The sequence below is a fragment of the Corynebacterium breve genome (assembly GCF_030252165.1).
Classification (GTDB): Bacteria; Actinomycetota; Actinomycetes; order Mycobacteriales; family Mycobacteriaceae; genus Corynebacterium; species Corynebacterium breve.
Genome location: NZ_CP126969.1, coordinates 551,666 through 577,062 on the forward strand (window position 1 = coordinate 551,666; position 25,397 = coordinate 577,062).

At 56.5% G+C, this 25,397-nt stretch carries 19 protein-coding genes, 3 rRNA genes and 1 riboswitch; of the genes, 9 read left to right on the top strand and 13 right to left on the bottom strand.

All coding sequences use genetic code 11. From position 1 onward, the window contains the following. Positions 1 to 608: 608 nt before the first annotated feature. The 3 genes from QP027_RS02785 (at position 609) to rrf (ending at position 5,882) form a co-directional block, all read left to right on the top strand. A 16S ribosomal RNA gene (locus QP027_RS02785) occupies positions 609 to 2,112 on the top strand. 389 nt (positions 2,113 to 2,501) lie between these two features. Next, positions 2,502 to 5,565, top strand: a 23S ribosomal RNA gene (locus QP027_RS02790). A 199-nt stretch (positions 5,566 to 5,764) separates the two neighbouring features. After that, positions 5,765 to 5,882 (top strand): 5S ribosomal RNA (gene rrf / locus QP027_RS02795). The 16S, 23S and 5S rRNA genes sit together here, the layout of an rRNA operon. A gap of 320 nt (positions 5,883 to 6,202) precedes the next feature. Here rrf and QP027_RS02800 read toward each other — a convergent pair. The 6 genes from QP027_RS02800 to QP027_RS02825 form a co-directional block, all read right to left on the bottom strand. Further along, positions 6,203 to 6,394, bottom strand: coding sequence for a hypothetical protein (locus QP027_RS02800; protein WP_284825823.1), 192 nt, complete (start codon positions 6,392 to 6,394; stop codon positions 6,203 to 6,205). A 15-nt stretch (positions 6,395 to 6,409) separates the two neighbouring features. Continuing rightward, complete coding sequence (locus tag QP027_RS02805; RefSeq protein ID WP_284825824.1) at positions 6,410 to 7,561, bottom strand: pyridoxal phosphate-dependent aminotransferase; 1,152 nt, start codon at positions 7,559 to 7,561, stop codon at positions 6,410 to 6,412. Then, positions 7,562 to 8,206, bottom strand: coding sequence for a DUF3239 domain-containing protein (locus tag QP027_RS02810; protein ID WP_284826893.1), 645 nt, complete (start codon positions 8,204 to 8,206; stop codon positions 7,562 to 7,564). Positions 8,207 to 8,226: 20 nt separating this feature from the next. Continuing rightward, positions 8,227 to 9,867 (bottom strand): DNA repair helicase XPB, encoded by a 1,641-nt coding sequence (locus QP027_RS02815; RefSeq protein WP_284825826.1) that lies wholly within the window; start codon positions 9,865 to 9,867, stop codon positions 8,227 to 8,229. A 201-nt stretch (positions 9,868 to 10,068) separates the two neighbouring features. Further along, positions 10,069 to 10,632, bottom strand: coding sequence for a TetR family transcriptional regulator (locus QP027_RS02820; RefSeq protein WP_284825828.1), 564 nt, complete (start codon positions 10,630 to 10,632; stop codon positions 10,069 to 10,071). A gap of 116 nt (positions 10,633 to 10,748) precedes the next feature. Beyond that, positions 10,749 to 12,809: a helicase-associated domain-containing protein gene (locus tag QP027_RS02825; RefSeq protein WP_284825829.1), complete on the bottom strand. Its 2,061-nt coding sequence runs from the start codon at positions 12,807 to 12,809 to the stop codon at positions 10,749 to 10,751. 191 nt (positions 12,810 to 13,000) lie between these two features. Between QP027_RS02825 and QP027_RS02830 the strand changes: the two genes are divergently transcribed. Next, positions 13,001 to 13,195 carry a hypothetical protein gene (locus tag QP027_RS02830; protein WP_284825831.1) on the top strand — a complete coding sequence of 65 codons (195 nt, stop codon included), beginning with the start codon at positions 13,001 to 13,003 and terminating at the stop codon, positions 13,193 to 13,195. Positions 13,196 to 13,336: 141 nt separating this feature from the next. Here QP027_RS02830 and QP027_RS02835 read toward each other — a convergent pair whose 3' ends face one another. Further along, positions 13,337 to 14,044 (bottom strand): resuscitation-promoting factor Rpf1 domain-containing protein, encoded by a 708-nt coding sequence (locus QP027_RS02835; protein WP_284825833.1) that lies wholly within the window; start codon positions 14,042 to 14,044, stop codon positions 13,337 to 13,339. A 5-nt stretch (positions 14,045 to 14,049) separates the two neighbouring features. Then, positions 14,050 to 14,229, bottom strand: a riboswitch (cyclic di-AMP (ydaO/yuaA leader). 448 nt (positions 14,230 to 14,677) lie between these two features. Between QP027_RS02835 and QP027_RS02840 the strand changes: the two genes are divergently transcribed. Beyond that, complete coding sequence (locus tag QP027_RS02840) at positions 14,678 to 15,061, top strand: cold-shock protein (protein ID WP_284826894.1); 384 nt, start codon at positions 14,678 to 14,680, stop codon at positions 15,059 to 15,061. Between the two features lie 10 nt (positions 15,062 to 15,071). Here QP027_RS02840 and QP027_RS02845 read toward each other — a convergent pair whose 3' ends face one another. Further along, positions 15,072 to 15,593, bottom strand: a complete 522-nt coding sequence (locus QP027_RS02845; protein ID WP_284825836.1) for a DUF2771 domain-containing protein — start codon at positions 15,591 to 15,593, stop codon at positions 15,072 to 15,074. Between the two features lie 32 nt (positions 15,594 to 15,625). Further along, positions 15,626 to 16,429, bottom strand: coding sequence for a glutaminyl-peptide cyclotransferase (locus QP027_RS02850; protein WP_284825837.1), 804 nt, complete (start codon positions 16,427 to 16,429; stop codon positions 15,626 to 15,628). Positions 16,430 to 16,466: 37 nt separating this feature from the next. Here QP027_RS02850 and QP027_RS02855 point away from each other — a divergent pair, with 37 nt between their 5' ends. Continuing rightward, positions 16,467 to 17,195, top strand: a complete 729-nt coding sequence (locus QP027_RS02855; protein WP_284825839.1) for a DUF3027 domain-containing protein — start codon at positions 16,467 to 16,469, stop codon at positions 17,193 to 17,195. Here QP027_RS02855 and QP027_RS02860 read toward each other — a convergent pair. Beyond that, entirely contained in the window at positions 17,192 to 17,878 is a 687-nt protein-coding gene (locus QP027_RS02860; RefSeq protein ID WP_284825842.1) for an aminotransferase class IV, read from the bottom strand. The genes QP027_RS02855 and QP027_RS02860 overlap by 4 nt on opposite strands. Positions 17,879 to 18,176: 298 nt before the next feature. On the opposite strand from QP027_RS02860, the gene QP027_RS02865 reads away from it, so the two are divergent. Together QP027_RS02865 and QP027_RS02870 are read left to right on the top strand one after the other, a co-directional pair. After that, the gene (locus tag QP027_RS02865) at positions 18,177 to 19,646 is read left to right on the top strand and encodes an NCS2 family permease (protein WP_284825844.1); all 1,470 of its coding nucleotides are present in this window, start codon (positions 18,177 to 18,179) and stop codon (positions 19,644 to 19,646) included. Positions 19,647 to 19,652: 6 nt separating this feature from the next. Then, entirely contained in the window at positions 19,653 to 20,477 is an 825-nt protein-coding gene (locus tag QP027_RS02870) for a TrmH family RNA methyltransferase (protein ID WP_284825846.1), read from the top strand. On the opposite strand, the gene QP027_RS02875 is transcribed toward QP027_RS02870, so the two are convergent. The 3 genes from QP027_RS02875 to serC all read right to left on the bottom strand — a co-directional run bounded on the left by QP027_RS02875 (position 20,474) and on the right by serC (position 23,540). Continuing rightward, positions 20,474 to 21,331 carry a DUF6928 family protein gene (locus QP027_RS02875; protein WP_284825848.1) on the bottom strand — a complete coding sequence of 286 codons (858 nt, stop codon included), beginning with the start codon at positions 21,329 to 21,331 and terminating at the stop codon, positions 20,474 to 20,476. The two genes, QP027_RS02870 and QP027_RS02875, sit on opposite strands and share 4 nt — an antisense overlap. 23 nt (positions 21,332 to 21,354) lie before the next feature. Further along, complete coding sequence (gene sepH / locus QP027_RS02880; RefSeq protein ID WP_284825850.1) at positions 21,355 to 22,293, bottom strand: septation protein SepH; 939 nt, start codon at positions 22,291 to 22,293, stop codon at positions 21,355 to 21,357. Between the two features lie 119 nt (positions 22,294 to 22,412). Beyond that, complete coding sequence (serC, locus tag QP027_RS02885) at positions 22,413 to 23,540, bottom strand: phosphoserine transaminase (protein WP_284825852.1); 1,128 nt, start codon at positions 23,538 to 23,540, stop codon at positions 22,413 to 22,415. Positions 23,541 to 23,968: 428 nt separating this feature from the next. On the opposite strand from serC, the gene QP027_RS02890 reads away from it, so the two are divergent. Further along, on the top strand, positions 23,969 to 25,264 hold the full coding sequence (locus tag QP027_RS02890; RefSeq protein WP_284825854.1) for a citrate synthase: 1,296 nt from the start codon (positions 23,969 to 23,971) through the stop codon (positions 25,262 to 25,264). The last annotated feature ends 133 nt before the right edge of the window (positions 25,265 to 25,397 follow it).

Below are 25,397 nucleotides of genomic sequence, written 5' to 3' on the forward strand. Positions count from 1 at the left end.
GTGCTGTTAACCAGGGGATTTGACCAATTTCATTCGAGCTGGATATAGTTCTTCAAGTCGCCACCGCAACGGTAACCGCGAGGTTAACCAGGTGAGACAAAGAACCAAATACCAGCAGATTTGACACAGATCAGATCATGAAGGTAAGTTCTAAATCCGCTGCTTCAAACCGGGTTCGAAAGAAACCGCAGAGAAGCGTGCGAATGTTGTGTGAGAACTCGATAGTGTGCCAATGTACTTTTGTTTGTGGATTGGTGTGTGGCTTTTGTGTGTGCCGGCTGCGTGATCCTGTTGTGGGGTTGTGTGGTGGGTGTGTGCCGGTGATGCGTGCTTTTTCGTGGGGTGCGTGTTGTTTTTTGATAGCGGTACAAGATGCATGATTGTTGCGGACTGGTTTGTGAATGAAGACATTTTTGTTTTTGTTGATGGACTTTTTAGTTTGTTGATGATTGTTTGCTGGCCCTTTGTTTTGTTCCTCGTCAAGGGATGGGGGTCAGTGGTTGTTTTGTAATTTTTTGGACAATTGGCGAATGATATTTTTTGTTGTTTGTCAGTGTTGTTTTGGTTGGGTTTTCGGGCTTTTTGCTTGATGTTTCTTCTGAAATGTTTTTGTGGAGAGTTTGATCCTGGCTCAGGATGAACGCTGGCGGCGTGCTTAACACATGCAAGTCGAACGGAAAGGCCCTGCTTGCAGGGTACTCGAGTGGCGAACGGGTGAGTAACACGTGGGTTATCTGCCCTGTACTTCGGGATAAGCTTGGGAAACTGGGTCTAATACCGGATATTCACGTAAGTGGAAAGCTTTTGCGGTACGGGATGAGCTTGCGGCCTATCAGCTTGTTGGTGGGGTAATGGCCTACCAAGGCGTCGACGGGTAGCCGGCCTGAGAGGGTGTACGGCCACATTGGGACTGAGATACGGCCCAGACTCCTACGGGAGGCAGCAGTGGGGAATATTGCACAATGGGCGGAAGCCTGATGCAGCGACGCCGCGTGGGGGATGACGGCCTTCGGGTTGTAAACTCCTTTCGCTAGGGACGAAGCGTAAGTGACGGTACCTAGATAAGAAGCACCGGCTAACTACGTGCCAGCAGCCGCGGTAATACGTAGGGTGCGAGCGTTGTCCGGAATTACTGGGCGTAAAGAGCTCGTAGGTGGTTTGTCGCGTCGTCTGTGGAAGTCCGGGGCTTAACTCCGGGAGTGCAGGCGATACGGGCATAACTTGAGTGCTGTAGGGGAGACTGGAATTCCTGGTGTAGCGGTGAAATGCGCAGATATCAGGAGGAACACCGATGGCGAAGGCAGGTCTCTGGGCAGTGACTGACGCTGAGGAGCGAAAGCATGGGTAGCGAACAGGATTAGATACCCTGGTAGTCCATGCTGTAAACGGTGGGCGCTAGGTGTGAGGGACTTCCACGTTTCTTGTGCCGTAGCTAACGCATTAAGCGCCCCGCCTGGGGAGTACGGCCGCAAGGCTAAAACTCAAAGGAATTGACGGGGGCCCGCACAAGCGGCGGAGCATGTGGATTAATTCGATGCAACGCGAAGAACCTTACCTGGGCTTGACATATATAAGATCGCCATAGAGATATGGTTTCCCTTGTGGCTTGTATACAGGTGGTGCATGGTTGTCGTCAGCTCGTGTCGTGAGATGTTGGGTTAAGTCCCGCAACGAGCGCAACCCTTGTCTTATGTTGCCAGCACGTGATGGTGGGGACTCATGAGAGACTGCCGGGGTTAACTCGGAGGAAGGTGGGGATGACGTCAAATCATCATGCCCCTTATGTCCAGGGCTTCACACATGCTACAATGGTCGGTACAGCGCGTTGCGACACTGTGAGGTGGAGCTAATCGCACAAAGCCGGCCTCAGTTCGGATTGGGGTCTGCAACTCGACCCCATGAAGTCGGAGTCGCTAGTAATCGCAGATCAGCATTGCTGCGGTGAATACGTTCCCGGGCCTTGTACACACCGCCCGTCACGTCATGAAAGTTGGTAACACCCGAAGCCAGTGGCCTATCCTTGTGAGGGAGCTGTCGAAGGTGGGATCGGCGATTGGGACGAAGTCGTAACAAGGTAGCCGTACCGGAAGGTGCGGCTGGATCACCTCCTTTCTAAGGAGTTTGTTTTTTCCATCAACAGTTGTTGGTGAAGGCAGTTAAGTGACCGGATGTGTTGCTGCTGTGTTTTTTTTAAAAATCCGGGTGGAGGCATACCGATACACGTTGTTGTGTGTTCGGGTGCATGCTGGGTTAGATGTCTTTCCATGAATGTGCATGCTGCGGTGTTGTGTCGTGGTGTGGGGTATGTTGGTGCGCTGTTGGGTGTCTGGGGCAGCATTGTCCTTGTGGGTGACTGTCATGTCGTGGGGTGATCGTGTTGTGTGGTTGCTTCCGTGTGGTGGTTGTGTTGTGTGAGAACTGTATAGTGGACGCGAGCATCTTTATTCTTTTTTGTGTTTTTTTGTTTGTTGTGTTCATCCATTGACTGTTTGTTGGTGGTTGTGTGTGTTTTTTATGGGCACATGGTGGATGCCTTGGCATGCTAAGCCGATGAAGGACGTGTGAGGCTGCGTTATGCCTCGGGGAGTTGCCAACTAAGCGTTGATCCGAGGATGTCCGAATGGGGAAACCCAGCACCAGTTATGTGGTGTTACCTGCCGGTGAATTCATAGTCGGTGTGGGGGTGACGCGGGGAAGTGAAACATCTCAGTACCCGTAGGAAGAGAAAATAATGTAATGATTCTGCTAGTAGCGGCGAGCGAACGTGGATGATGGCTAAACCGTATGCGTGTGATACCTGACAGGGGTTGCGTGTGTGGTGTTGTGGGATGCAACTGTTCAGGGCTGTTGACCTGGAGCGTGCGCGAAGCGTTAGTGGAAGTGGTCTGGGATGGCCTACGGAACAAGGTGAGAGTCCTGTACATGAAGGCGTGGTTGTGTGTGTTGTTGTTGTCCCGAGTAGCAGCGGGCTCGTGGAATCTGCTGTGAATCTGCCGGGACCACCCGGTAAGCCTGAATACTTAGTGTGACCGATAGCGGATAGTACCGTGAGGGAATGGTGAAAAGTACCCCGGGAGGGGAGTGAAATAGTTCCTGAAACCGTGTGTTTACAATCCGTCAGAGCACTTCTTATGTGCGATGGCGTGCCTTTTGAAGAATGAGCCTGCGAGTCAGCGGCATGTCGCGAGGTTAACCCGTGTGGGGTAGTCGTAGCGAAAGCGAATACTAAATTTGTGTGTTTGAGTGGCATGTCCTGGACCCGAAGCGGGGTGATCTACCCATGGCCAGTGTGAAGCAGAGGTAAGACTTTGTGGAGGCGCGAACCCACTTAGGTTGAAAACTGAGGGGATGAGTTGTGGGTAGGGGTGAAAGGCCAATCAAACTCCGTGATAGCTGGTTCTCCCCGAAATGCATTTAGGTGCAGCGTTGTGTTAGCTTGCCGGAGGTAGAGCTACTGGTTGGTTGAGCGGGACTATTATCTTAGCAATGTCAGCCAAACTCCGAATGCCGGTGAAGTGATGCATGGCAGTGAGACTGCGGGGGATAAGCTTCGTAGTCGAGAGGGAAACAGCCCAGATCGCCGGTTAAGGCCCCTAAGGGTGTACTAAGTGGAAAAGGATGTGGGATCGCGAAGACAGCCAGGAGGTTGGCTTAGAAGCAGCCATCCTTGAAAGAGTGCGTAATAGCTCACTGGTCGAGTGGTTCTGCGCCGACAATGTAGTGGGGCTCAAGTACACCGCCGAAGCCGCGGCAATATTTTGTATTGGGTAGGGGAGCGTCGTGCATGGGGTGAAGCATTACCGTGAGGGGGTGTGGACTGTGTGCGAGTGAGAATGCAGGCATGAGTAACGAGTGGTAAGTGAGAATCTTATCCGCCGAATGACTAAGGGTTCCTGGGTCAAGTTCGTCTTCCCAGGGTGAGTCGGGTCCTAAGGCGAGGCCGACAGGCGTAGTCGATGGTTAACGGGTTGATATTCCCGTACCCGTTCATGTGCGTTCAAGAGTGAGGCAGTGATACTAACTACCCATAATCTGATCATGTGCCTTCGGGTGTGTGGTTGGTGCGTGCGTAGGGCCTGATCTGTAGTAGTTCAGTGATGGGGTGACGCAGGAAGGTAGCCGAGCCACCTAATGGTGTGTGGTGTAAGCGTGTGGCACGAGTGCTTGGTAAATCCGGTGCTTTTTTGTGTGAGGCGTGATGCGTAGCCCTTTGGGGTGATGTTGGTGATCCTATGCTGTCGAGAAAAGCCTCTAGCGAGTGCGTGGACGGCCCGTACCCTAAACCGACACAGGTAGTCAGGTAGAGAATACTAAGGCGGTCGGGTGAACTGTGGTTAAGGAACTCGGCAAAATGCCCCCGTAACTTCGGGAGAAGGGGGACCATCGCATGTGATCAGATTTTCTTTGTTGAGCGTGTGGTGGTCGCAGAGAATAGAGGGAAGCGACTGTTTATCAAAAACACAGGTCCGTGCGAAGACGTTGAAGTTGATGTATACGGACTGACGCCTGCCCGGTGCTGGAAGGTTAAGAGGACCTGTTAGGACTTTGTGTTCGAAGCGGAGAATTTAAGCCCCAGTAAACGGCGGTGGTAACTATAACCATCCTAAGGTAGCGAAATTCCTTGTCGGGTAAGTTCCGACCTGCACGAATGGCGTAACGACTTCCCTGCTGTCTCAACCACAGGCCCGGTGAAATTGCAGTACGAGTAAAGATGCTCGTTTCGCGCGGCAGGACGAAAAGACCCCGGGACCTTCACTATAGCTTGGTATTGGTGTTCGATGCGGTTTGTGTAGGATAGGTGGGAGACTGTGAAGCGGCCACGCTAGTGGTGGTGGAGTCGTTGTTGAAATACCACTCTGACTGTATTGGATACCTGAACCTTGGCCCATGATCTGGGTTGGGGACAGTGCCTGGTGGGTAGTTTAACTGGGGCGGTTGCCTCCTAAAATGTAACGGAGGCGCCCAAAGGTTCCCTCAGCCTGGTTGGCAATCAGGTGGTGAGTGTAAGTGCACAAGGGAGCTTGACTGCGAGACTGACAGGTCGAGCAGGGACGAAAGTCGGGACTAGTGATCCGGCACCTACTTGTGGATGTGGTGTCGCTCAACGGATAAAAGGTACCCCGGGGATAACAGGCTGATCTTCCCCAAGAGTCCATATCGACGGGATGGTTTGGCACCTCGATGTCGGCTCGTCGCATCCTGGGGCTGGAGTAGGTCCCAAGGGTTGGGCTGTTCGCCCATTAAAGCGGCACGCGAGCTGGGTTCAGAACGTCGTGAGACAGTTCGGTCTCTATCCGCCGCGCGCGTTGAAACTTGAAGAAGGCTGTCCCTAGTACGAGAGGACCGGGACGGACGTACCTCTGGTGTGCCAGTTGTCCTACCAAGGGCATAGCTGGTTGGCTACGTACGGGAGGGATAACCGCTGAAAGCATCTAAGCGGGAAGCCTGTTTTGAGATGAGGTTTCTTTTGAGGTTCCCTAGAGACTATGGGGTTGATAGGCCAGATCTGGAAGCATCGTAAGGTGTGGAGGTGACTGGTACTAATATGCCGACAAACACATACCCGCACTTTTGTGTGTGGTGATGCAGCGAGTAAAAATTTGTTTGATCACTGATGAGGTTTGGTGTTCGCGTCCACTGTGCAGTGTCTGACACAATACGTGTCAGGCGCATCTGAATGATTATGTGCATGGCATGCACCGTGTGGTGTGTGTTGTGTGGTCCACTTGTTCGCTGGATTGATCGATGTGCCGTTTTTAGGTGTGTCGGTGGTTGATGGCGGCGGGGAAACGCCCGGTCCCATTCCGAACCCGGAAGCTAAGCCCGCCCGCGCTGATGGTACTGCACCTGGGAGGGTGTGGGAGAGTAAGTTACCGCCGGCCTATATGTAAATAGGATAATTGAATAGTGTTTGTGTGTGGAGGGTATGTTCTTCCCACACCCCGTGTGAGCGCCCCTGCTGTGTGTGGTGGGTGCTTGGGGGTGTGGGGGAATGTGCCCTCCTTTTTCTTGTTGTGAGCCCGGGTGGTGAACAATGATGCACGTTTTACCACCTGCCGGGGTACCTGCACCACCTGAAACGGCCACCACTGTACGGTGGTAGCGGTCAAAGGGGGGCACGGTGTCTGAACAATGATGCACGTTTTACCACCTGCCGGGGTACCGACACCACCTAAAACGGCCACCACTGTACGGATTGACACTACTTCGCGTCGTCGCGTGGACTGCTGATCCACCAGTAGGTGCCAGCGGCAGCTGCTGCGACGAAGACTGTGATGAAGCCGCTCATGAACTCCAGTGATTCGGACGGGAAAATGCCGAGCAGGCCTGCAAACCACAAAGGCCCAGTCACCAGGACCGCGATGAAGATGATGATCGCAATGGCGATACGCATGGTCGGTTTGTCTCCTTAGAATGAAAGCTGGGCAAGTAGGGATGATGCTCGTGAAAGTGTCTCGGGTTTCTTGCAAAAGGCAAACCTGACCTGTCGGCGCCATGATTCTGATTGGTCCGTAAAGACTTCGACGGGAATCGCCGCAAGACCAGCCTTTTCAGGTAAGTCCATACAGAATTTTACTCCGTCGTAGCCGGTGGGAAGGTCGACAACAGTGAAGTATGTGCCGTGCGTGTCGTGTACCTGCAGTCCTGTGGCTCGCAACGCTTCTTGGAGAAGGTCTCTCCCCTCGGCGAGTTCAGCGACCATACCTTGGAGCCAGTCGCCCGCATTATCCAAAGCCCATGCAACCGCAGGTTGGAATGGGGTCGCACCGACGTAAGTCATGAACTGTTTCGCTTTGATGATTCCTTCCATCAGCTCAACTGGAGCCAGAGCCCATCCAGTCTTCCAGCCGGTTGCGTTAAACGTTTTCGCTGCGGAGGACACGGTGACCGTGCGTTCGAACATCCCGGGGAGGGAAGCCAAGGCGGTGTGGGTATGGTCGTCGAAAAGCAAGTGCTCGTAGACTTCGTCGGATAGCACTAGGAGGTCGCAAGAGACGGCCACTTCGGCGAGCTCTTCGAGGTCTGCAGCCGCGAAAACGGATCCCGTCGGGTTGTGCGGTGAATTCACAATGATCATGGCGGTGCGGTCAGTGATCGCCGCTCGGACGGCGTCGACATCCACCGTCCAGCTGTTTCCGGCCGTAACTAATGGGACCGACACTCGGTGCGCGCCTGCCAAGGCGATGGCGGCCGCGTAGGCGTCGTAGTAGGGCTCGAGGACGATGACTTCGGAACCGGGCTCTACAAGGCCGAGGACGGTGGCGGTGATCCCTTCGGTGGCTCCCACGGTGACTAAGACCTCGGTGTCGGGGTCATAGGCTACGTTGTAGTCGCGGAGTCGTTGGCGCGAGATGGCCTCGCGCAGTGCAAGCATGCCACGACCGGGACCGTATTGATTGTTGCCCGCGGCGATCTCTTCGCGCGCAATCTCAAGCATGCGAGTGGGGCCGTCCGAGTCGGGAAAGCCTTGGCCGAGGTTGATCGCGTTGAATTCAACGGCCCTCGCGGTCATGGTGGCGAATATTGTTTCGCCGAATGGTTGAAGTCGTTGAACTGTCATTTAGAGAACCAGGAGATTGTTGGGGGTGGCTTTTACTTCGTCGAGGCGTTTGCGTGCCTTTTCTAGTTTTTGCCAGTGATCCTGAGGGATTGCCTTGCGGGCTTCGGCTACCACTTCTTGGTCGGGTGTTCCCCAAGCAATTGGCATTGGGGAGATCTCGTGCCAATGGTCGGTGTCACGGCTGGTGCGTTGTCCTTGGACTGCGACTACCGGGATTTTGGCGCCAAGTTTCGGCTCTACGCCGTTGATGCGAGTGACAGTACGAAGGGCTGCTCCCCAGCGCGGAGGAAGGGCGGGATCAACGTTTGTGTTGACCAGCGCCATGATGACAAAGTCACGGTCAGCGACTTCGGCGATAGTGCCGGCGGCAAGGGGGTAGCGGTCGTAGAGGCTCTGGGCGTTTCCCACTGATCGTGGGACCGCGAAGGCGACGATGAGCATCATGAGGCCGAAAAGGGCGAGGCTCAGGGTGCCGAGGAGTCGCCACGGTGAGTCCGGTGAGACAAACAACCAGATCAGCACAGCCGCGATTTCGCTTAGAACAAAAAGTGAGATGCCGGAGATCACCAGGCGATTGGTGTCCTTAAGCATTTCGTTGTTCTTCTTGGCAAATGCTTCGTCGACGTCGAACTTGAAAACTTTCATCCCGCTCATGGAATACCAGTCTAAACGTCCGAGGAGTCCACGAGGCGGTAGGCATAGCCTTGTTCCGCCAAAAAGCGCTGGCGGTGCAGGGCGTATTCGGCATCCAGGGTGTCTCGTGCGACCACGGTGTAGAAGTGTGCCTCGGATCCGTCGGCTTTGGGACGCAGCAATCTGCCAAGGCGTTGGGCCTCTTCCTGGCGCGAACCGAAGGTCCCAGACACTTGGATAGCCACTGCGGCTTCGGGCAGGTCAATGGAGAAGTTCGCTACTTTAGACACCACAAGGGTTTGGAGCTCGCCTCGTCGGAAAGCGTTGAAGGCTTCCTCACGCTTCTTGTTGGAGGTCTTTCCATCGATCAACAGTGCATCAATGTGGGCGGCGATCTGCTCAAGTTGCTCGAGGTATGCGCCGATAATCAGGGTCTGCTGGCCCTCGTGTTTGCGCAGGAGCTTGTCGACGACGCGCAGCTTCGCATTACTTGTCGCCGCCACGCGATAGCGTTCGCGGGTCTCGGCGGTGGCGTAGACCATCCGTTCGGCTTCGGTGAGTGTGGTGCGCACTTCGATACATTCTGCGGTCGCGATAAAGCCTTGGGCCTCGAGTTCTTTCCAAGGGGCGTCGTAGCGTTTGGGCCCGATGAGGGAGAAGACGTCGTCTTCGCGCCCGTCCTCGCGCACGAGCGTTGCGGTGAGACCCAAGCGGCGGCGAGATTGCAGGTCAGCGGACATACGGAAGACTGGGGCGGGGAGGAGGTGGACTTCGTCGTAGATGATGAGTCCCCAGTCGCGAGAATCGAAGAGTTCCAATGCGCGATACTCGCCCTTGGTTTTGCGTGTGACTACCTGATACGTGGCGATGGTCACCGGGCGGATCTCTTTGCGCTCGCCGGAGTATTCGCCGATCTCTTCTTCGGTGAGTGTGGTGCGGCGCAGCAGCTCGTCGCGCCACTGGCGGCCTGCAACCGTGTTGGTCACCAAGATTAACGTGGTGGTTTGTGCCTCGGCCATCGAAGCCGCACCGACGATCGTCTTACCGGCGCCACACGGCAGGACGACAACCCCGGATCCTCCTTCCCAGAAAGAATCCTTGGCGTACTCCTGGTAATCGCGCAGCTCCCAACCCTTGAAATCCAATGCGATGGGATGAGATTCGCCGTCGACGTAGCCCGCGAGATCCTCAGCAGGCCAACCGATTTTCGTTAGCTCTTGTTTGATGCGTCCGCGCTCGGAGGGATGAACGGGGACGGTGTGGTCGTCGATACGTGCGCCCAGCATCGGTGTGATCTTGCGGTGGCGTGATATCTCCTCGACGATCGGGGCTTCATCGGACTCCAGCACCAGCCCGTGGGCGGGGTGCTTCAACAGACGGACGCGCCCGTAGCGCGCCATGGTCTCTGCGACACCGATCAGCAGGGACTGCGGCACTGGGAAGCGTGAGTAGCGTTCGAGTACATCGACGGCCTGCTCGGCATCGTGGCCGGCGGCGCGGGCGTTCCACAAGGCGAGTGGTGTGATTCGGTAAGTATGGATGTGCTCTGGGGCACGTTCCAGTTCCGCGAAAGGGGCCAGTGCTGCACGGGCGAGACTTGCCTGTGGATGATCTACTTCGAGCAGCACAGTCTTATCTGACTGAACAATCAAGGGGCCGTCGCCTAACGCCATGGGAACATCCTTTCCTTCGGCTTCCCATTATGCAACGTCTAGGAGTCCACATCTTCGAGGAGGTCGCTGTTCATCCAACGTGAATGTGGGCCAGTTGTGCTCTGCGCGTAGGACTTGTGCCCAATGAAAGATTGGGTTCCCGGTTCTTTTTGGGAGACATGAACACAATATATTGTCGCGTCTTCTAATACGGCGTCCGATTTAGGGGATCTCGATCTCGGAAAGACGACGGGCAAGACCAAACGCTTCGCGGACGATGTTTTCGCCGTCGGAGGGATCGCGGGGTTCGGGCAGTTGGTGATATGCATCGACTGCGGCCCATGCAATTGCGATGATGGCCTGGAAGGCGAAGCGGAAGTCACCACTCTCGTCCTCTGGGAACGTGAGCGGGCAGGTGTACTCGCCCTGGAGGGTTTCCAGGATGGTGCACACGCGGGACAGCGCAACGATGTTGTCCACGCATTCCATTGGTGCGCTAGTGAGAGAGTCGAGGACTAGGCCCTCAACGGTGTCGATGAGATTTGCGTGGCTACCTGCGCTACGGAGTTCTTCCTTGAGGAGAATGGCGCGAGTAGCTGCAAACTCTTCCAGCGCTTCTTCACGAGACGTGAAGTAGTTGTGGAATGTGCGTGCGGAGACTCCGACGGCAGCTGCCACGTCCGCGACCGTGGTGCGTTCTGTGCCTTGGGTGATGACAAGCCGTGCAGTTTCACGCATGAGGCGTGCGCGAGTGTCTGCCTTCTTTGCCTCGCGGGGTGCTGCCATGCTGTCCGTCCTTTTTGCAGTCTGTATGAAAAAAGTTGAACTCTCAAGTATCAAGAACACGATCAGCGTAACAATGACGTAACAAATCTGCAGTGCGAGCAATCAAAACCGCCGAATTACAACACAATGACCTTTGTAATTCGTGGCAATGCGATCCTCACCACAGCGCCATTTTTCGGATTGAGCGCATCAACCTGACCAGCGTTAACCGACAACGGGGTGACTGTCACTTGGTTACCTTGGCCATTACGGTTCACATACCCGATCGCCACCTGCTTGCCGGCCCGCGCCGCTGCTTGCAACAACGACACGTGATCGTCGGCGCCAGGTTCTTCGCCAGACTGTTCCTCACCGCCAGCATCGCGGATTGCGGAAACCGCCCGAGCGATATGCTCATCGTCCACTTGTGGCTCACGCAACAGCACTGATGGGGAGGCGGTGACCAGTACCGGCTCGGGCGCCATGCTTATCGACGCGCCGGATCCATCCTCGGCCGTTGGCTGCAACCCCACTCCGCGTAGAAGTGCAAGCAACTTGGTTAGCGGCAGCTGCGACACCGCCACTTGGGGCGCAATGCGTGTCAAAGCCTGACTAAGCAGTGTGGACGCCTGCGTAATTAGGGCGGGATCTTCACTTCGGATGTAGCTCACGGCCTCGCCGGCACGAATGCTGCCATGTCCGCGGGCGGCATCGTTGATTAAGAACTCCATTGGCTGGGGCACACCGGTCGGCGAGTGCTCATGTAACCACGCGATGATTTCGGAGGGTTGCCGTCCCTCATCGAGTCCTTTGCGTATCGACGACTCGTTGACCCGGTACACACTTGCAAGCCCAGGGGATTCGAGGATGGCAAAACGCTCCAGCTCGGACTGCAATTCCGGGGTAAGTGGCCCTGGAGCCAAGATCGTCATATCGGCTTGCGGGATGACGTAAGACACTTCTGCTGGGACCAAGGCAGAAGTGGCCTGGGCGAGGTTCTCGTCGTTAAGCAAAGCGACAAGGGCGGAGGATGCGGCGTGCTGTGCGAGCGCCCCGACCAGGTGGGCTTGGCTAACGATCGTGCTGACTTCCGCGGTGCGGATGCCCGAAGCGAGGATGGGGGCGGAGAAGCGGAGATCGGCCAGTACGTCGTCGAGAGTGAGTGGGGCTCCGGGTGTGCGGGCGAATTGGCGCAGGACAAGCGTGCGGGCGCGTCGAACGTCGGGGGAGTGCATTGATTCGGACAAGAGCCGGATGGTTTGACCGCGCTCATCGGTTCCATTGAGTTTGCCGACTTGCCAAGGGGACGCGACCCAGCCGGCAAACACGATCGCCCACTGCTCGGAGATGCGAGCGTCAACCCAGTTCGGGGCGTCCTTGGTCGGTGCGAGGCCATTGATGTCGACGTCGATTTCACCGCGTCCGATAAGTCCCGCAGACTCGCCCACAGTAATAAGGAAGGCCAGGTCTTCAACTTCCAGGTCGAGCTCCTTTGCCAGAGTGCTCAACGCTCGAACGCCGACCGATCCGTCTTTGTTCAATGCCACAGGCTCATGGCCCAGCCGCGTGATAATACGCCGCATGGTCCTTGTGGCGTCAAGGCCTTGTGCGGCTGCGGCCTCGTCGATAAGCGGGCTTGGAGCAGTGTGGTTAGAGAAACGTTGGGAGGGAGTGAGAGGAAAATCTTGGGGGGTTTCACCGCGTAGAGCATCGCGCACCGGGCGGGGGAGGCGCACAGTTGATGAGTTGACGCGCACCAGTAGCTCTTTCGCGATGAGCTGGGGGATCGGTCGCGAAGGGTCGGCATCAGGCCCGGCGTCATGGGTCGAGCCAACACCGCCGGAACTGGCTAAAGTGTCCAATACCGCGCGCTGTTGACGATCCAACCCTTCCACCAACTTCTGCACGGTGGCGGGGGCGTGGTCAAGCACTCGCCACCCTTGCGGCAACGCCCCCAATGCGCCTGGAGTCACCCGCACATCTTGATCCCCGAACAGTAGCGCTAGGCGACGGAGACGTTCAATAGCTGCAAGTGCAAGCTCGCTAGCGACAGGCAGCTTAGCGACGATCGCGTCAGTGGAAACCGGCTCAAGTTCGGCACCGAGATCGCCCGCGCTCTCCAGCACAGCGATTTCGAGGGACGTGAGGGTGCGCACGGCGCGAGACAGTGAACCCGGGAGCGTTAAACGCGTGGCCAAGGGGTTGATCCCTGGGGGTAATGGAAAGGTTGTATCTGGGCGCGCCCTAAGGAGCGCAGCGAGTTCCTCGTCACTCAATTTAGCCAGGGACGTGCGGAAATCGGGGAGCGAGTTGGCCGTGGTCATGATAGAGGCCATCATACGTGCACGGTTTAGTTACTTTTCTGAATGGTCTTTGGCACAATAGCGGTATGGCTAAGAACGTTGACAAGATTGCTGACCAGAACCCTGCGTGGCCTGTAGATACCCCAGGCAATGGTCACCCAGTAACTGAGATTTCCTCCAAGCTTCAGGGCGCGTCCAGCCCATTCGGCGATGAACTAATTCTTCCTCGCCCAGTGGAAGAGACCGGTTACGTCCACCCTTACACCCGCGTCAACCGCTAAGCGTATCCAGCGCGAATAACTTTCCCCAGCTAGCCACGGCCTGCTGGGGATTTGTCGTGCCCAAAACCGGTTCCGAAACACGGAAGGCATGAAAAAGCCGCTATAGGACGAGATCCTGTAGCGGCTTGTGGCTCTGTGGTCTTAGAGGCCGAGGGACTTCTGGAAGTCAGTAACTGGAGCCTGAACCTGTGCAGCCAGAGCGGATGCAATGTTCATTGGGTTGCTGGACAGTGCTGCGTCGATGATCGCGCGGTTGCTGCTGTAGAACGCGTCGAAGTTGCCACGGTTAGCGTTGTAGAAGTCGGTGACAACGGTAGGCATTGCGAAGCCGTACTGAGCCAAGTTGTCTGCAACTAGGTTGTACAGTGCATCAGAAGCTGCTTCCTGGGTAGGAGCCTCGTCCTCGATTGCCTGGACTGGTGCAGGGGCGGCTGCTGCCTGGACTGGTGCAGGAGCTGGCGCTGGTGCAGGGGCTGCAGCAGGTGCGGTGCGCTGGGTAGGTGCGGAGTTCAGGCCCAGACGAGCGGAACATGCTGGCCATGCTCCCCAGCCCTGGCCAGCCAGGGTGCGCTCTGCGACTACGATCTGCTGCTCGCGGGTAGCAAGGTTAGCGGTTGGTGCGAACTCGCCACCGCCGTATGCCTGCCAGGTGGAGCGGGAGAACTGCAGGCCGCCGTGGTAGCCGTTGCCGGTGTTGATTGCCCAGTTGCCGCCGGACTCGCACTGTGCGAGACGATCCCAGTCGGAGTCTGGGGCAGCGTTTGCGGTAGGTGCAGCAAGGGTGGAAGCTGCAACAGCAACTGCTGCGCCTGCGATGAACTTGGTGGACTTTGCGGTAAAGCGTGCCATGTGAGTTTTCCTCTCTCTTGCGCCTACGAGGTGAGCTGTCGGGTTCGGGTTGAGATTGGAAGATTCCCGGCCCAGTGTTCTGGGCTTCACCCCAAGTGAGCTACCTAGTGAAGGTGTCACGGTGCACGTGTGTGCGGTGGGTTCCCCGTCCTTGTCCTATGAAATTTGTTAGGTCTTGGTTGTAGCTTTCACCACCCGGACAAGGCTCGGCGTGGGCGGTGAAGTTGTATTGCCTCATTGAAGGCCTGCCGACGACTCTAACGCTTTATAACGATTGAGTCACGTAACAGGCACGGTTTGGCGCAAATTTTATTTCCTGTGCGTGCAGAAGAAATTATTTATGCAGGTAGGGGCGTTACAGTTTTGCAATGTGATCCCCGTCACGGCTAAATCACAACTTTCACACCCGCCCCAATAGTAACGACATTTGGTTGACGTGTGCTCATTGTGTCTTGCTTTGGCATCAAGCGGCCCGCTGCGAAATGGACGATCATTTTTGGCTTTGAAGCCTTGGTTGTGGGACAAGTTGTTGGGACTTCGATTTTCGGTAAATAAAGGAGTAAACTTAGCCCTTTATCGCGCTGGCTTGGACCAAGCGCACACAAGTATTTTTGAAAGAAAGTGGTGATGATCGTGCCTGTCGGAAAAGTGAAGTGGTATGACGCCGACAAAGGCTTCGGTTTTGCCTCTAACCCAGGCGAAGAAGACGTGTACATCGCAAAGAATGTCCTACCTCAAGGGGTAGAGGCACTCACCGCAGGGCAGCGCATCGAATTCGACTTTGCTGCTGGACGTCGTGGACCACAAGCCCTGCGGGTCAAGGTCTTGGACACCCCTCGACGCCGTCCTGCGCACACACGGAAGCCGGAAGAGCTTTCGAGCATGTTGATGGACGTCATGACAGTAATCGAGAGCCAAGTACAGCCAGTTTTGGCCCAGGGTCGCTACCCGGAGCGCAAAGAAGCCCGCCAGATCGCGGAGATCCTGCGGGCCGTCGCTAAAGAGCTAGACGCTTAAGGCAGCGCCTTTAGGCTTGCTCAAACGCGACCGACCAAGTAGTTAGGTAGGGGGTTTCTTCGTCATGGTCATCAAGACCGATCATCACGGACGAAACCTCCACTACAACTAGCTGGGGTTTTTCGGGGGAATCGCCAACCGGGGCTGCGGAAACAGGGACCTCGACTTTGTTCACATCGCGCGGCCCATGAACCTGTTGATCGTTTGCGCCTGGGTCGTCGTAAATCGTGAGAAGCTGCCAATCGTGGTCGTAGATTTCTTCTGGGATCTCGATCGTCACCGTGTCATCCGCCGAGACTTTGAGCGTGGGAACGTCCCCCTCCGGGCACTCAACGCCAGGCTCGCACACCATGTACGGGGTGACCTCAAGGCTGTCATCTCCGACCGAAGCCGTGATCGCAATATCCTTTGGATTGGTTGGTGGCTGACTGCTCTGCCAAGTGAGAAATGCGTACACGCCAGCCACGAAGGCGACCACAGCAATAACGATGATGGCCAGCAACTTGAGCGATTGGGAATTCTTCTTCGCCATGGTCACACAGTCTAGCTTTAGAGCAGGAGGAACTAGTCGGCGGGTACAAAGGTCACTTCGTAAAGATCCGGCCACCTCTTGCCGGAAAGAAGGAACTTGTCTGAGCCGGGCACGTGTGCGATGCCGTTGAGTACATTGTTCGGATCTGGTGTGGCGTTATTTTCCAGTCCTGATGCGTCAATTACGCCGGTAACCTCGCCAGAATCGGCATCAATGCGCAAAATATCGGTCGTCGTAAATACGTTTGCGTAGACCTCGTCGTCAACGCATTCCAGCTCATTAAGCCCGGTGACCGCTTCGCCTTCCAGCGTCACCGTGAAGCGCTCTTGCTCCTGCAAAGTGTCTGGATCCATCCGGCGGAGCTCGCTGGTGCCGTCAGAGAATACGATGTGATTTTCCATTGAGCACAGTCCCCACCCCTCGCCGTCGAATTTGGCCCGTTCCAGCTCTACCAACGACTCAGCGTCGCGTTTTACGGCGACATTGTCCTGCCACGTCAGTTGCCAAATGAAGTCATCGAACTGAGTGATGCCTTCGCCGAAAAACTCAGGATCAAGGTCAAGGCTGCTGAGCTCTTGGCCAGCCAGAGTGCTGCGGTAAAGGCGAGATTCGCCTTCCTGTCCTGTGCCGATCAACAACGTTCCGTCGGGTGCGACCTCAAGACCTTGGGTAAACGAGGTGTCATCGAACGGGTAGCGCTTTTCTACTTGGACTGAGAGTTGCTCGACTTTAGCGGTGGAGTCGTCGTTAAGCGGTGCGATGCCTTCATCCGAGCACGACACAAGGAGGAAAACTGCGAATGCTGGGGCGAAACGAGGGAAGTTGGTGTAGCCCATGGGAACCATCTTGCCTTAGCTAGTCCATAATGGGTACGTGTCCGAACCGAGAAACCGCAAGAAAACTAGTCCGCTGTTGGGCCGAACCGCAATCAAAGTTGCGCGTGAAGCCCTGATCGAAGTTGCCGACGGAGAGGAAATCGGCGAGCACATCGGAGTCACGGCCAATGCTCGCAACGTTGCGACGCACCGCTTCCATGCTGATGTACCTGGTTATCCAGGGTGGGAATGGAACGCGGTGCTCGCCTGCGCTGCCGGCTCTAACTACCTCACCGTAAACGAGGTTGCGCTGGTTCCGGCTCCAAGTGGCGAGGCACTCCAAGCTCCCGAGTGGGTGCCATACTCAGAACGACTACGCCCAGGTGATTTAGGCCCAGGCGACTTGATGGCCCCGGCTCCAGACGATGACCGTCTGACGGAGGATTCTTTCGCCCGCGACGCAGTAACCTTCACGGGACGTACCACCAAGAAATACTTAACGACGACCGGCCTTGAAGGTGCCAAGTCGCGCTGGCGTAAAGGAGACTTCGGGCCCACCAGCGAATTCGCGGAAAAGGCCGCGCTGCAGTGCAGGACATGCGCGTTCTATCTTCCAGCCGGTGAGCCAATCGGGGAGAACTTCGGCGTGTGTGTTAACGAATACTCTGCCGACGGGCGCCTTGTAGCGTCGAGCTACGGCTGTGGCGCCCATTCAGATACCCAGGTGGATGAAGGCCCTGAGCAGCCGGATCATTTCTACGACGACGAGAAGCCGATCTACAACTAGGCGTTTTCCCACCGTTGATCGCGCAACTGGTTCACCTCTCGGTGGGTGGGCACGCCCATGCGGTCGACACCGGTACGGGCAGGAACTACGCCACCGTATTCCAGCCATCCGGAGACCAAGCGGACGCCATAGAGCGGGCTGACTAGCCAGGTTTCTGTGCTCATCAATTCTGCACGCGCAAAGCCGAGCTCCTTGAAACGGATCTCAACGTTTTGTTCCTCCAGAATCTCCAGCACTCCCTCGAGTGCAACCGACGGAGTGGTGCGGGGATGTGCCGAAATGTGGGCAGCGCCGTCTTTAATCATGACGATCGGGGCGACGATGGAGGAGATGATGCGGCCCGCCTCGTCGATAAGCAAGCCGTCGTCGGCCGAAACGCGGGCGAGCTGGCCGTGCTGCCAACCTAGATCTTCACCACGTCGGGTGGGGTTTTCGCGCTTGTCGACGATGCCTGCGGAATCGACCACGATTTCTTCGGGTCGTGCAGCGAGAGGGCGTAGGGACAAAGAATAATCTTCGTTGGCTACTTCGAGGACGGCGCGCCGGGTTCCGCTGACCTGTGCCAAGCGGATGCGGAGTTTATTCAACTTTGAGTGGGAGAGTCCTCGTTCGCGCCACGAATCGAGGTAACGGTGAAGGTCTATGACGGCACCATCGCGGACGACAAATGTATAAACTTCCACTTAAGGAATCAACCCTTCAAACCAGAATCCGTTGGACAGACGGTCTAACGTCACGCTATCAGCGACTGCCCCAATTGTGCCCCAATTAGGCACGATGTGCGAGATACTCCGATATATATCCAGTACATGGAGGTGGAGGGGTAGCGCTGAATTCATGTTACCCCCTGAGGGGCCGTCGAATAGCCGTCACCCCCTTTATGGTAGTCTCTTTTCTTTTCAATTTTGAATCATCAACAATTTCTGCAAACCTATCTGCGAAAACTGAATTCAATTTTCTTTCCAGATAAGGGGACTCGGCATGAGTCAAAATGGATCAACCAGCACTACCAGCGGGCGCCAGGACATATCTGCCGTAGATAAGTTCTTCCACATCACAGAACGCGGTTCCAGCATCGGGACCGAGGTTCGCGCAGGCGTGGTTACGTTCTTCGCCATGGCGTACATCGTCTTGCTCAACCCGCTCATTCTTGGCACAAGCCCGGACCGAGAGGGAACCGTTCTTGGCATCCCGCAGGTCGCGGCTGCGACAGCGCTTGTCGCCGGCGTGATGACGATTCTGTTCGGCCTCATCGCCAAGTACCCTTTCGGTATCGCGGCAGGTTTAGGACTGAACACACTCGTCGCAGTCACGCTTGTCGGAGGCGAGGGCCTGACCTGGGCTGAGGCGATGGGCTTGGTGGTCCTCGACGGCATCATCATCGTTCTCCTGGGTATTTCCGGCTTCCGCACCGCGGTGTTCCAGGCGATCCCACGTTCCATGAAAGCAGCGATGAGTGTCGGTATTGGCATGTTCATCGCGATGATCGGCCTGGTAAACGGTGGCTTTGTTACCCGCATCCCAGACGCTGCCCACACCACCGTCCCGGTTACCCTGGGACTCGGTGGCTCAATCGCGTCCTGGCCTACTTTGACCTTTGTCATCGGCCTGATCATTTGTGGCTTCGCAGTCGTGCGCAATGTCCCTGGTGGCCTGTTCATCGCGATCGTCGTAACCACCATCATCGCGATGATTGTGGAAGCGATCACCGGCGTTGGCTCGTCTGCTGACTCCGGCCCTACCGGCTGGGGACTCGCGGTGCCAGAACTCCCGAATTCACTAGGTTCGATTCCCGATCTCTCCATCGTCGGTCGCGTTGACCTGTTCGGCGCGTTTGTACACATTGGTGCGCTCACCGCAACGCTGCTGGTCTTTACTCTGGTTCTAGCGAATTTCTTCGACGCCATGGGCACCATGAACGGCCTCGGTGCGCAGGCTGGGCTTAACGACGAAGACGGCAACCTGCCAAACCTGAAGAGCGCACTGGTCGTCGAGGGCCTTGGCGCGGTTGCTGGTGGCCTGGGTTCATCGTCCTCCGCGACGGTCTACGCTGACTCCTCCGCGGGTATTGCTGACGGCGCCCGCACAGGCCTAGCGAACATCGTCACAGGCATCCTCTTCCTGCTCGCGATGTTCCTCACCCCGCTGTATGAGATCGTTCCGATCGAGGCAGCAGCTCCAGTCTTGGTTATCGTCGGCGCGATGATGATGTCGCAGATCACCCAGATTGACTGGAACAAGTTCTACATCGCCCTACCAGCCTTTCTTACAATCGCAGTAATGCCGTTTACCTACTCCATCGCAAACGGTATCGGCGTGGGCTTCATTTCCTTCTCCCTCATGGCGCTAGCAGCAGGCAAGGCAAAGAATGTCCACTGGATCATGTGGTTTATTTCCGCGCTGTTTGTCGTCTACTTCGGAATGGACCCGATCATGCAGGCGCTAAGCTAGCACCTTGTGAGTTCCAACAACCCAGCACCGCAGCACATCACCGATCCACTAGACCCGCGTCTCGACGACATTCGGGATCTAAAGACCGCCGAGAAAACTCTCGTCGTTGCCGAAGGTCCTCTTATTGTAGGCCGGCTCGTGGAATCTCGGTACCCGCTGCGGTGCTTGATTGGTTTCCAGGCGCGATTAGAACAATTCCTGGCCACCCACAAAGTCCAAGCGCCGGTGTACGCCGTTACTCGGGAAGTGCTTGCGCAAGTGGTGGGCTATGACATGCACCGTGGGCTCTTAGCCGTGGCTGATCGGGCAGGGGAATCGTCGATAAGCCAAATCGTTGAAGAGTCGCGCACAGTCGTTGTTCTCGAAGGCGTCGGGGACCATGAGAATATCGGCGCAATATTCCGCAACGCTGCGGGGATGGACGTTGACGCGGTGCTGCTGGGCTCTGGAACCGCAGACCCGCTGTATCGGCGAAGCGTGCGTGTTTCTATGGGCCATGTGCTGCGCACGCCTTTTGCACACCTAGATGGCGGCTTTACTACCTGGCAGCGCTCCTTGGATCAGCTCCGTGAGTCTGGCTACCGACTAGTGGCATTGACTCCTGATCCGCAGGCCGAACACCTTGCTGATGCGCTTGTCGACGACACGGGCGCCCCATATGAGAAAGTGGCGCTCCTCGTGGGTGCTGAAGGGCCCGGATTGACCGAGCATGCAATGCGCGCAACAGATGTCCGAGCACGCATTCCGATGGCGGCAGGTACTGATTCCCTCAACGTGGCGACAAGCGCTGCGATCGCGTTCTATGAGCGCTCCCGCAGCCTGCGCGATTAGTCGGAGCTTCGACGATCGGAGTGACGGATACGCTCGATAACGTTGTTTTTGACACCGCGGGCACCACGCATAAGGCGCTGTCCGAGGCGCTGTGCCGCAGTAAGCGATTGATCCACGACGGTGGCAAAACCATCGCCTTCTGGCTCGGTGTCAATGGCTTGGTAGTCGTCATAATCGCTGCGTGATGCCGCGAACTTTGCTGCAGCCTCGTTTGTGCTGGGAGATCTCTTGACTGTGGTGTTCACCTTTGGTTCTGGGCGTCCATCGACCGCATATGCGACTACGTTGATATCTGGGCCGGTTGGGGAAACGTCGAGCCCCAGCCAACTCTCTTGCGCGGCCGTGGCAAGATCGCACGGCTCGAAAGGAAGGGAGATGCCGCCGATTTGTTGCGCCATCTCACCAGCCCAGTAAGGGGCCTCGAAAGGCTGAGGCAGACCGACGTCCTCAAAGATCGTCGTCCTCGTCGCAGAAAAAGCGCGGCGCACGCTGTCACCGTGGAAGTGGGCGAACCCTGCGAAGGTGCTATCTGTTCCAACGCCAAAGGCGTATACATCAGCAGCAGCGACGGAGCGAAGCAACCGCGGAGGCACTTCGGAGAGCTTGGAAATGCTGTCAACGAATGTCTGGACGATCGTGATTCCTGGGTAGCCCGCGATGTAAAACTCGTCGCGCGACGGCTGCGTGGAACGATTCAAGGGGAACTGGCCAATCGGAGTAATCGGCCACGTCGGGTTTAGCTGCGCCAAGTACTTTCGGCCGAAGCCACGGTCAGCCTTTGGTTCGCGAGATACCACCGCTGCGACATCAGCCGCATTGACAAACCAAAGCGTAATTACTGCGGGGAAACTCATAATTTCATCGACCCCTTTGCTATCTACTTCCGGGGGCGCTTAGTGTTCGTGCGCACGCCCAAAAGAACGTCTTCCCAGTGCGGAGTCACTGCCTTGCGCTTCCGCTTTGAAGGAGCCTGTTCAGGTTCGGGGTGTTGCAAGAAATCCCCTTCGGAAAAGAACTCCTCGCGAGTATCTGGGCCGTTATCCTCCTTATCTGGAGTGATCTCGGCATCCTCAAAGGAATCTTCTTCCAGTTCTTCCTCGCTCGGGTGCGAGACGGCGGTTAACGAGCGAACGGGCTGTACAAAGTCTGGGTCCGTAAGGTCTGCCGCGATTGGGTTGCGTGCCTCGGTTGTGGCATTGAACCCCATGCCGCGCTTGAAAGACCACTCGGCCACGTTGTCGGACAAACCCGCCTTCCAAGACAAACGGACCACCCAATCATCACCAGGCTGGCGCACGGCATCCCAAGAGGCGTCAGATATCGAGTGTCCGCGGGCAGCAAAGGCGGTGGCCAAGATCTCAAACAAGGTGAGCTTTGCCGGCCCGTCTTCACGAATGGGGTGTGAGCGCTTAGCAGCCTCTGCGACCTGTTCGCGTTCGAGAAGGACTGGGTGCGAATAAGGATCGATGCGCGAAATCGCCACGCCCATTTCGTCTGCAATTTCCTCCGCCGATGCACCTGCACGGATGCGCGCCTGAATTTCGGAGGGGCGCATCGACAGCGGCTTGGCGTAGAGGGGATCAGGCTCGGGCAACGCGCGTTCAACAGCTGGAGTGGACTCTTCAACTTTTTTAGTCGGCGCGGCTGTTGGTTCAGTGGATTCCACTACTCGGACATTGGATTCGGCGCCGGCAGGGGAATCGTCGACAAGCGAAGAGAGCGACGCGCGCGGGATGAAAAACCGCTCTCCATCATCAGTGCGCAACACTAATGAATCGGTGGTGGATTCCTCCTCAATAGGGAAAAGCTCGCGCATCTTCACTCCTTACATGACTGTAGTTTGTCTCAGCCTAACGTAAATTGCCCTGGAAACGGCGAAACACAAGGGCTTCCGCATGGGAAATCCTTGTGTTCCGTGAAAAACGAAGTGAAAACCTACTTCACGCCGACGCCCTGCTCCAAAAGGAAGTCGATTGCCTTGGTCAGGCGCTCGATGTCCGATGGGTCGATGGCCGGGAACATGCCGATGCGCAGCTGGTTGCGGCCGAGCTTGCGGTACGGCTCGGTGTCCAGGATGCCGTTGGCGCGCAGTGCCTTTGCGATTTCAGCTGCATCAATGTTGTCAGCGAAGTCGATAGTGCCGACAACCAGGGATCGCTTGGCTGGATCGGCAACGTAAGGCGAGGTGACCTCGTTGTTCTCAGCCCAGGTGTACAGGGTGTTGGAAGACTCGGTAGTGCGGGCAACCATGCCATCGAGGCCGCCGTTCTCGTTCATCCACTTGACCTGGTTGGCAAGCATGAGCAGGGTAGCTACCGCTGGGGTGTTGTAGGTCTGGTTCTTGCGGGAGTTGTCCACCGCAGTCTGCAGATCCAAGAAGGCAGGGATGAAACGGCCGGAAGCCTTGACCTTTTCAATGCGCTCGATCGCTGCAGGGCTCATTGCCGCGAGCCACAGGCCGCCGTCGGAGGCGAAGCACTTCTGTGGGGAGAAGTAGTAAACGTCTGCCTGGGACATATCAACTGGGAGACCGCCAGCGCCAGAGGTTGCGTCGATAGTGATCAGTGCGTCAGTGCCAGCAGGGCGGGTGACAGGGACCATTGCGCCGGTGGATGTCTCATTGTGAGCCCATGCCAAGACGTCGGTGCCGTCGACGGCGCGTGGTTCAGGCGCATCGCCAGTTGGAGCTTCAATTACCTCAGGGTCATCGAGCCAAGGAGCTTGCTTTGCAGCCTTTGCGAACTTTGAGGAAAACTCGCCGTAGGAAAGGTGTGCCGACTTTTTCTCGATCAAGCCGAAAGTAGCTGCATCCCAGAATGCGGTAGCGCCACCGAGGGACAGGATGATCTCGTATCCTTCTGGCAGCTGGAACAGCTCGGAGAGTCCATCGCGAACCTCGCCGACAACGTTCTTGACAGCTGGCTGACGGTGGGACGTGCCGATGATGCCGTCTGCGCCTGCGACGATTGCATCGATCTGTGCAGGTCGCACCTTCGATGGGCCACAGCCGAAGCGGCCATCTACAGGAATGAGGTCTTCCTTCAGTACTGGGTAATCAGTCATTGATCCTTGTCCATCTCCATACTCGTGATGCGGCGCTAGAGTTGCGCCACCATGCGGGGGCATTCCTCAAATTACTCTAGTCGGGGACATATCCCGAAGAAGTGGGATTGTGACCAATTCACGGGCCCATACGGGGGTAGGGAGTGAGTTTTAGTCTCCACCCGAAAATTTGTCGCGTGCGTCACAAACTTTGCTAAGCTGGGTTGAGGTCAACAGTGCGCTGTAGTTGCCCGATACTGGCTCAACAGGATCTCACTGGATTCTTTAGAGGCAGTTTCGGGGAACCCCTTCACGGGGCGCAAAACGTTAACTGGACTCGAATTTAACGACGATGCTGGAAGCGCAAATAAGAAAAGTGCTAGCGTCAGCATATAACCAGGCGTGATCACTACCGGCAACGCCTACAGCAAGATGTGGAAAGGTTCACAGTGGCAACTGATAATCAGGACAAGGCAGTACTCCACTACCCAGGTGGCGAGTACGAGATGGACATCATGCGCGCTACCGAAGGAAACGACGGTGTTGTGCTTGGAAATATGCTCGGAAACACGGGCTTGGTCACCTTTGACCCAGGCTACGTTTCCACCGGCTCTACCGAGTCGAAGATCACCTACATCGACGGCGACGCAGGCATCCTACGCCACCGCGGTTACGACATCGCAGACCTAGCAGAAAACGCAACTTTCAACGAGGTTGCTTACCTGCTGATCAAGGGCGAGCTTCCAACTAACGAGGAGCTGCACGCGTTCAACGATGACATCCGTCACCACACTCTGCTGGACGAGGACTTCAAGTCCCAGTTCAACGTCTTCCCACGCGATGCGCACCCAATGGCTGTTCTGGCTTCCTCGGTCAACATTTTGTCGACCTACTACCAGAACCAGCTTGACCCGCTGAACGAAGAGCACCTAGACAAGGCCACCGTTCGTCTGATGGCTAAGGTTCCGATGCTCGCTGCATATGCGTACCGCGCATCGAAGGGTACCCCGTACATGTACCCAGACAACTCCCTCAACGCGCGCGAAAACTTCCTGCGCATGATGTTCGGCTACCCAACCGAGCCTTACGAGGTTGACCCAGTCGTTGTAGACGCTCTGGACAAGCTGCTCATCCTTCACGCAGACCATGAGCAGAACTGCTCTACCTCTACCGTGCGCATGATCGGCTCCGCGCAGGCGAACATGTTCGTCTCCATCGCAGGTGGCATCAACGCTCTGTCCGGCCCACTCCACGGTGGCGCAAACCAGGCTGTTCTTGAGATGCTTGAAGACATCCAGAAGAACAACGGTGGCGACGCAACCGACTTCATGAACCGCGTGAAGAACAAGGAAAAGGGCGTTCGCCTGATGGGCTTCGGCCACCGCGTGTACAAGAACTACGACCCACGCGCAGCGATCGTCAAGGAGACCGCGCACGACATCATCGCTCACCTCGGCGGCGACCCAATGCTGGATCTGGCAATGCAGCTGGAAGAGATTGCGCTGAAGGACGACTACTTCGTATCCCGCAAGCTCTACCCGAACGTAGACTTCTACACTGGCCTGATCTACCGCGCGATGGGCTTCCCAACGGACTTCTTCACCGTCCTGTTCGCCATCGGTCGTCTCCCAGGCTGGATCGCTCACTACCGCGAGCAGCTGCAGATGAACACCAAGATCAACCGTCCACGCCAGATTTACACCGGCGAGACCAAGCGTGACTTTGTGCCACGTGACCAGCGTTAATTTCGCTTAACAGCACAATGGATTCCCGCCGGGGACGTGTACTCACATATACTTGTGAAGCACGTACCCGGCGGCTTCTGTTTTCTATCAGTGTGCCCCTAGGAACCAATACTCAACAATCAAGGAGAGTTTT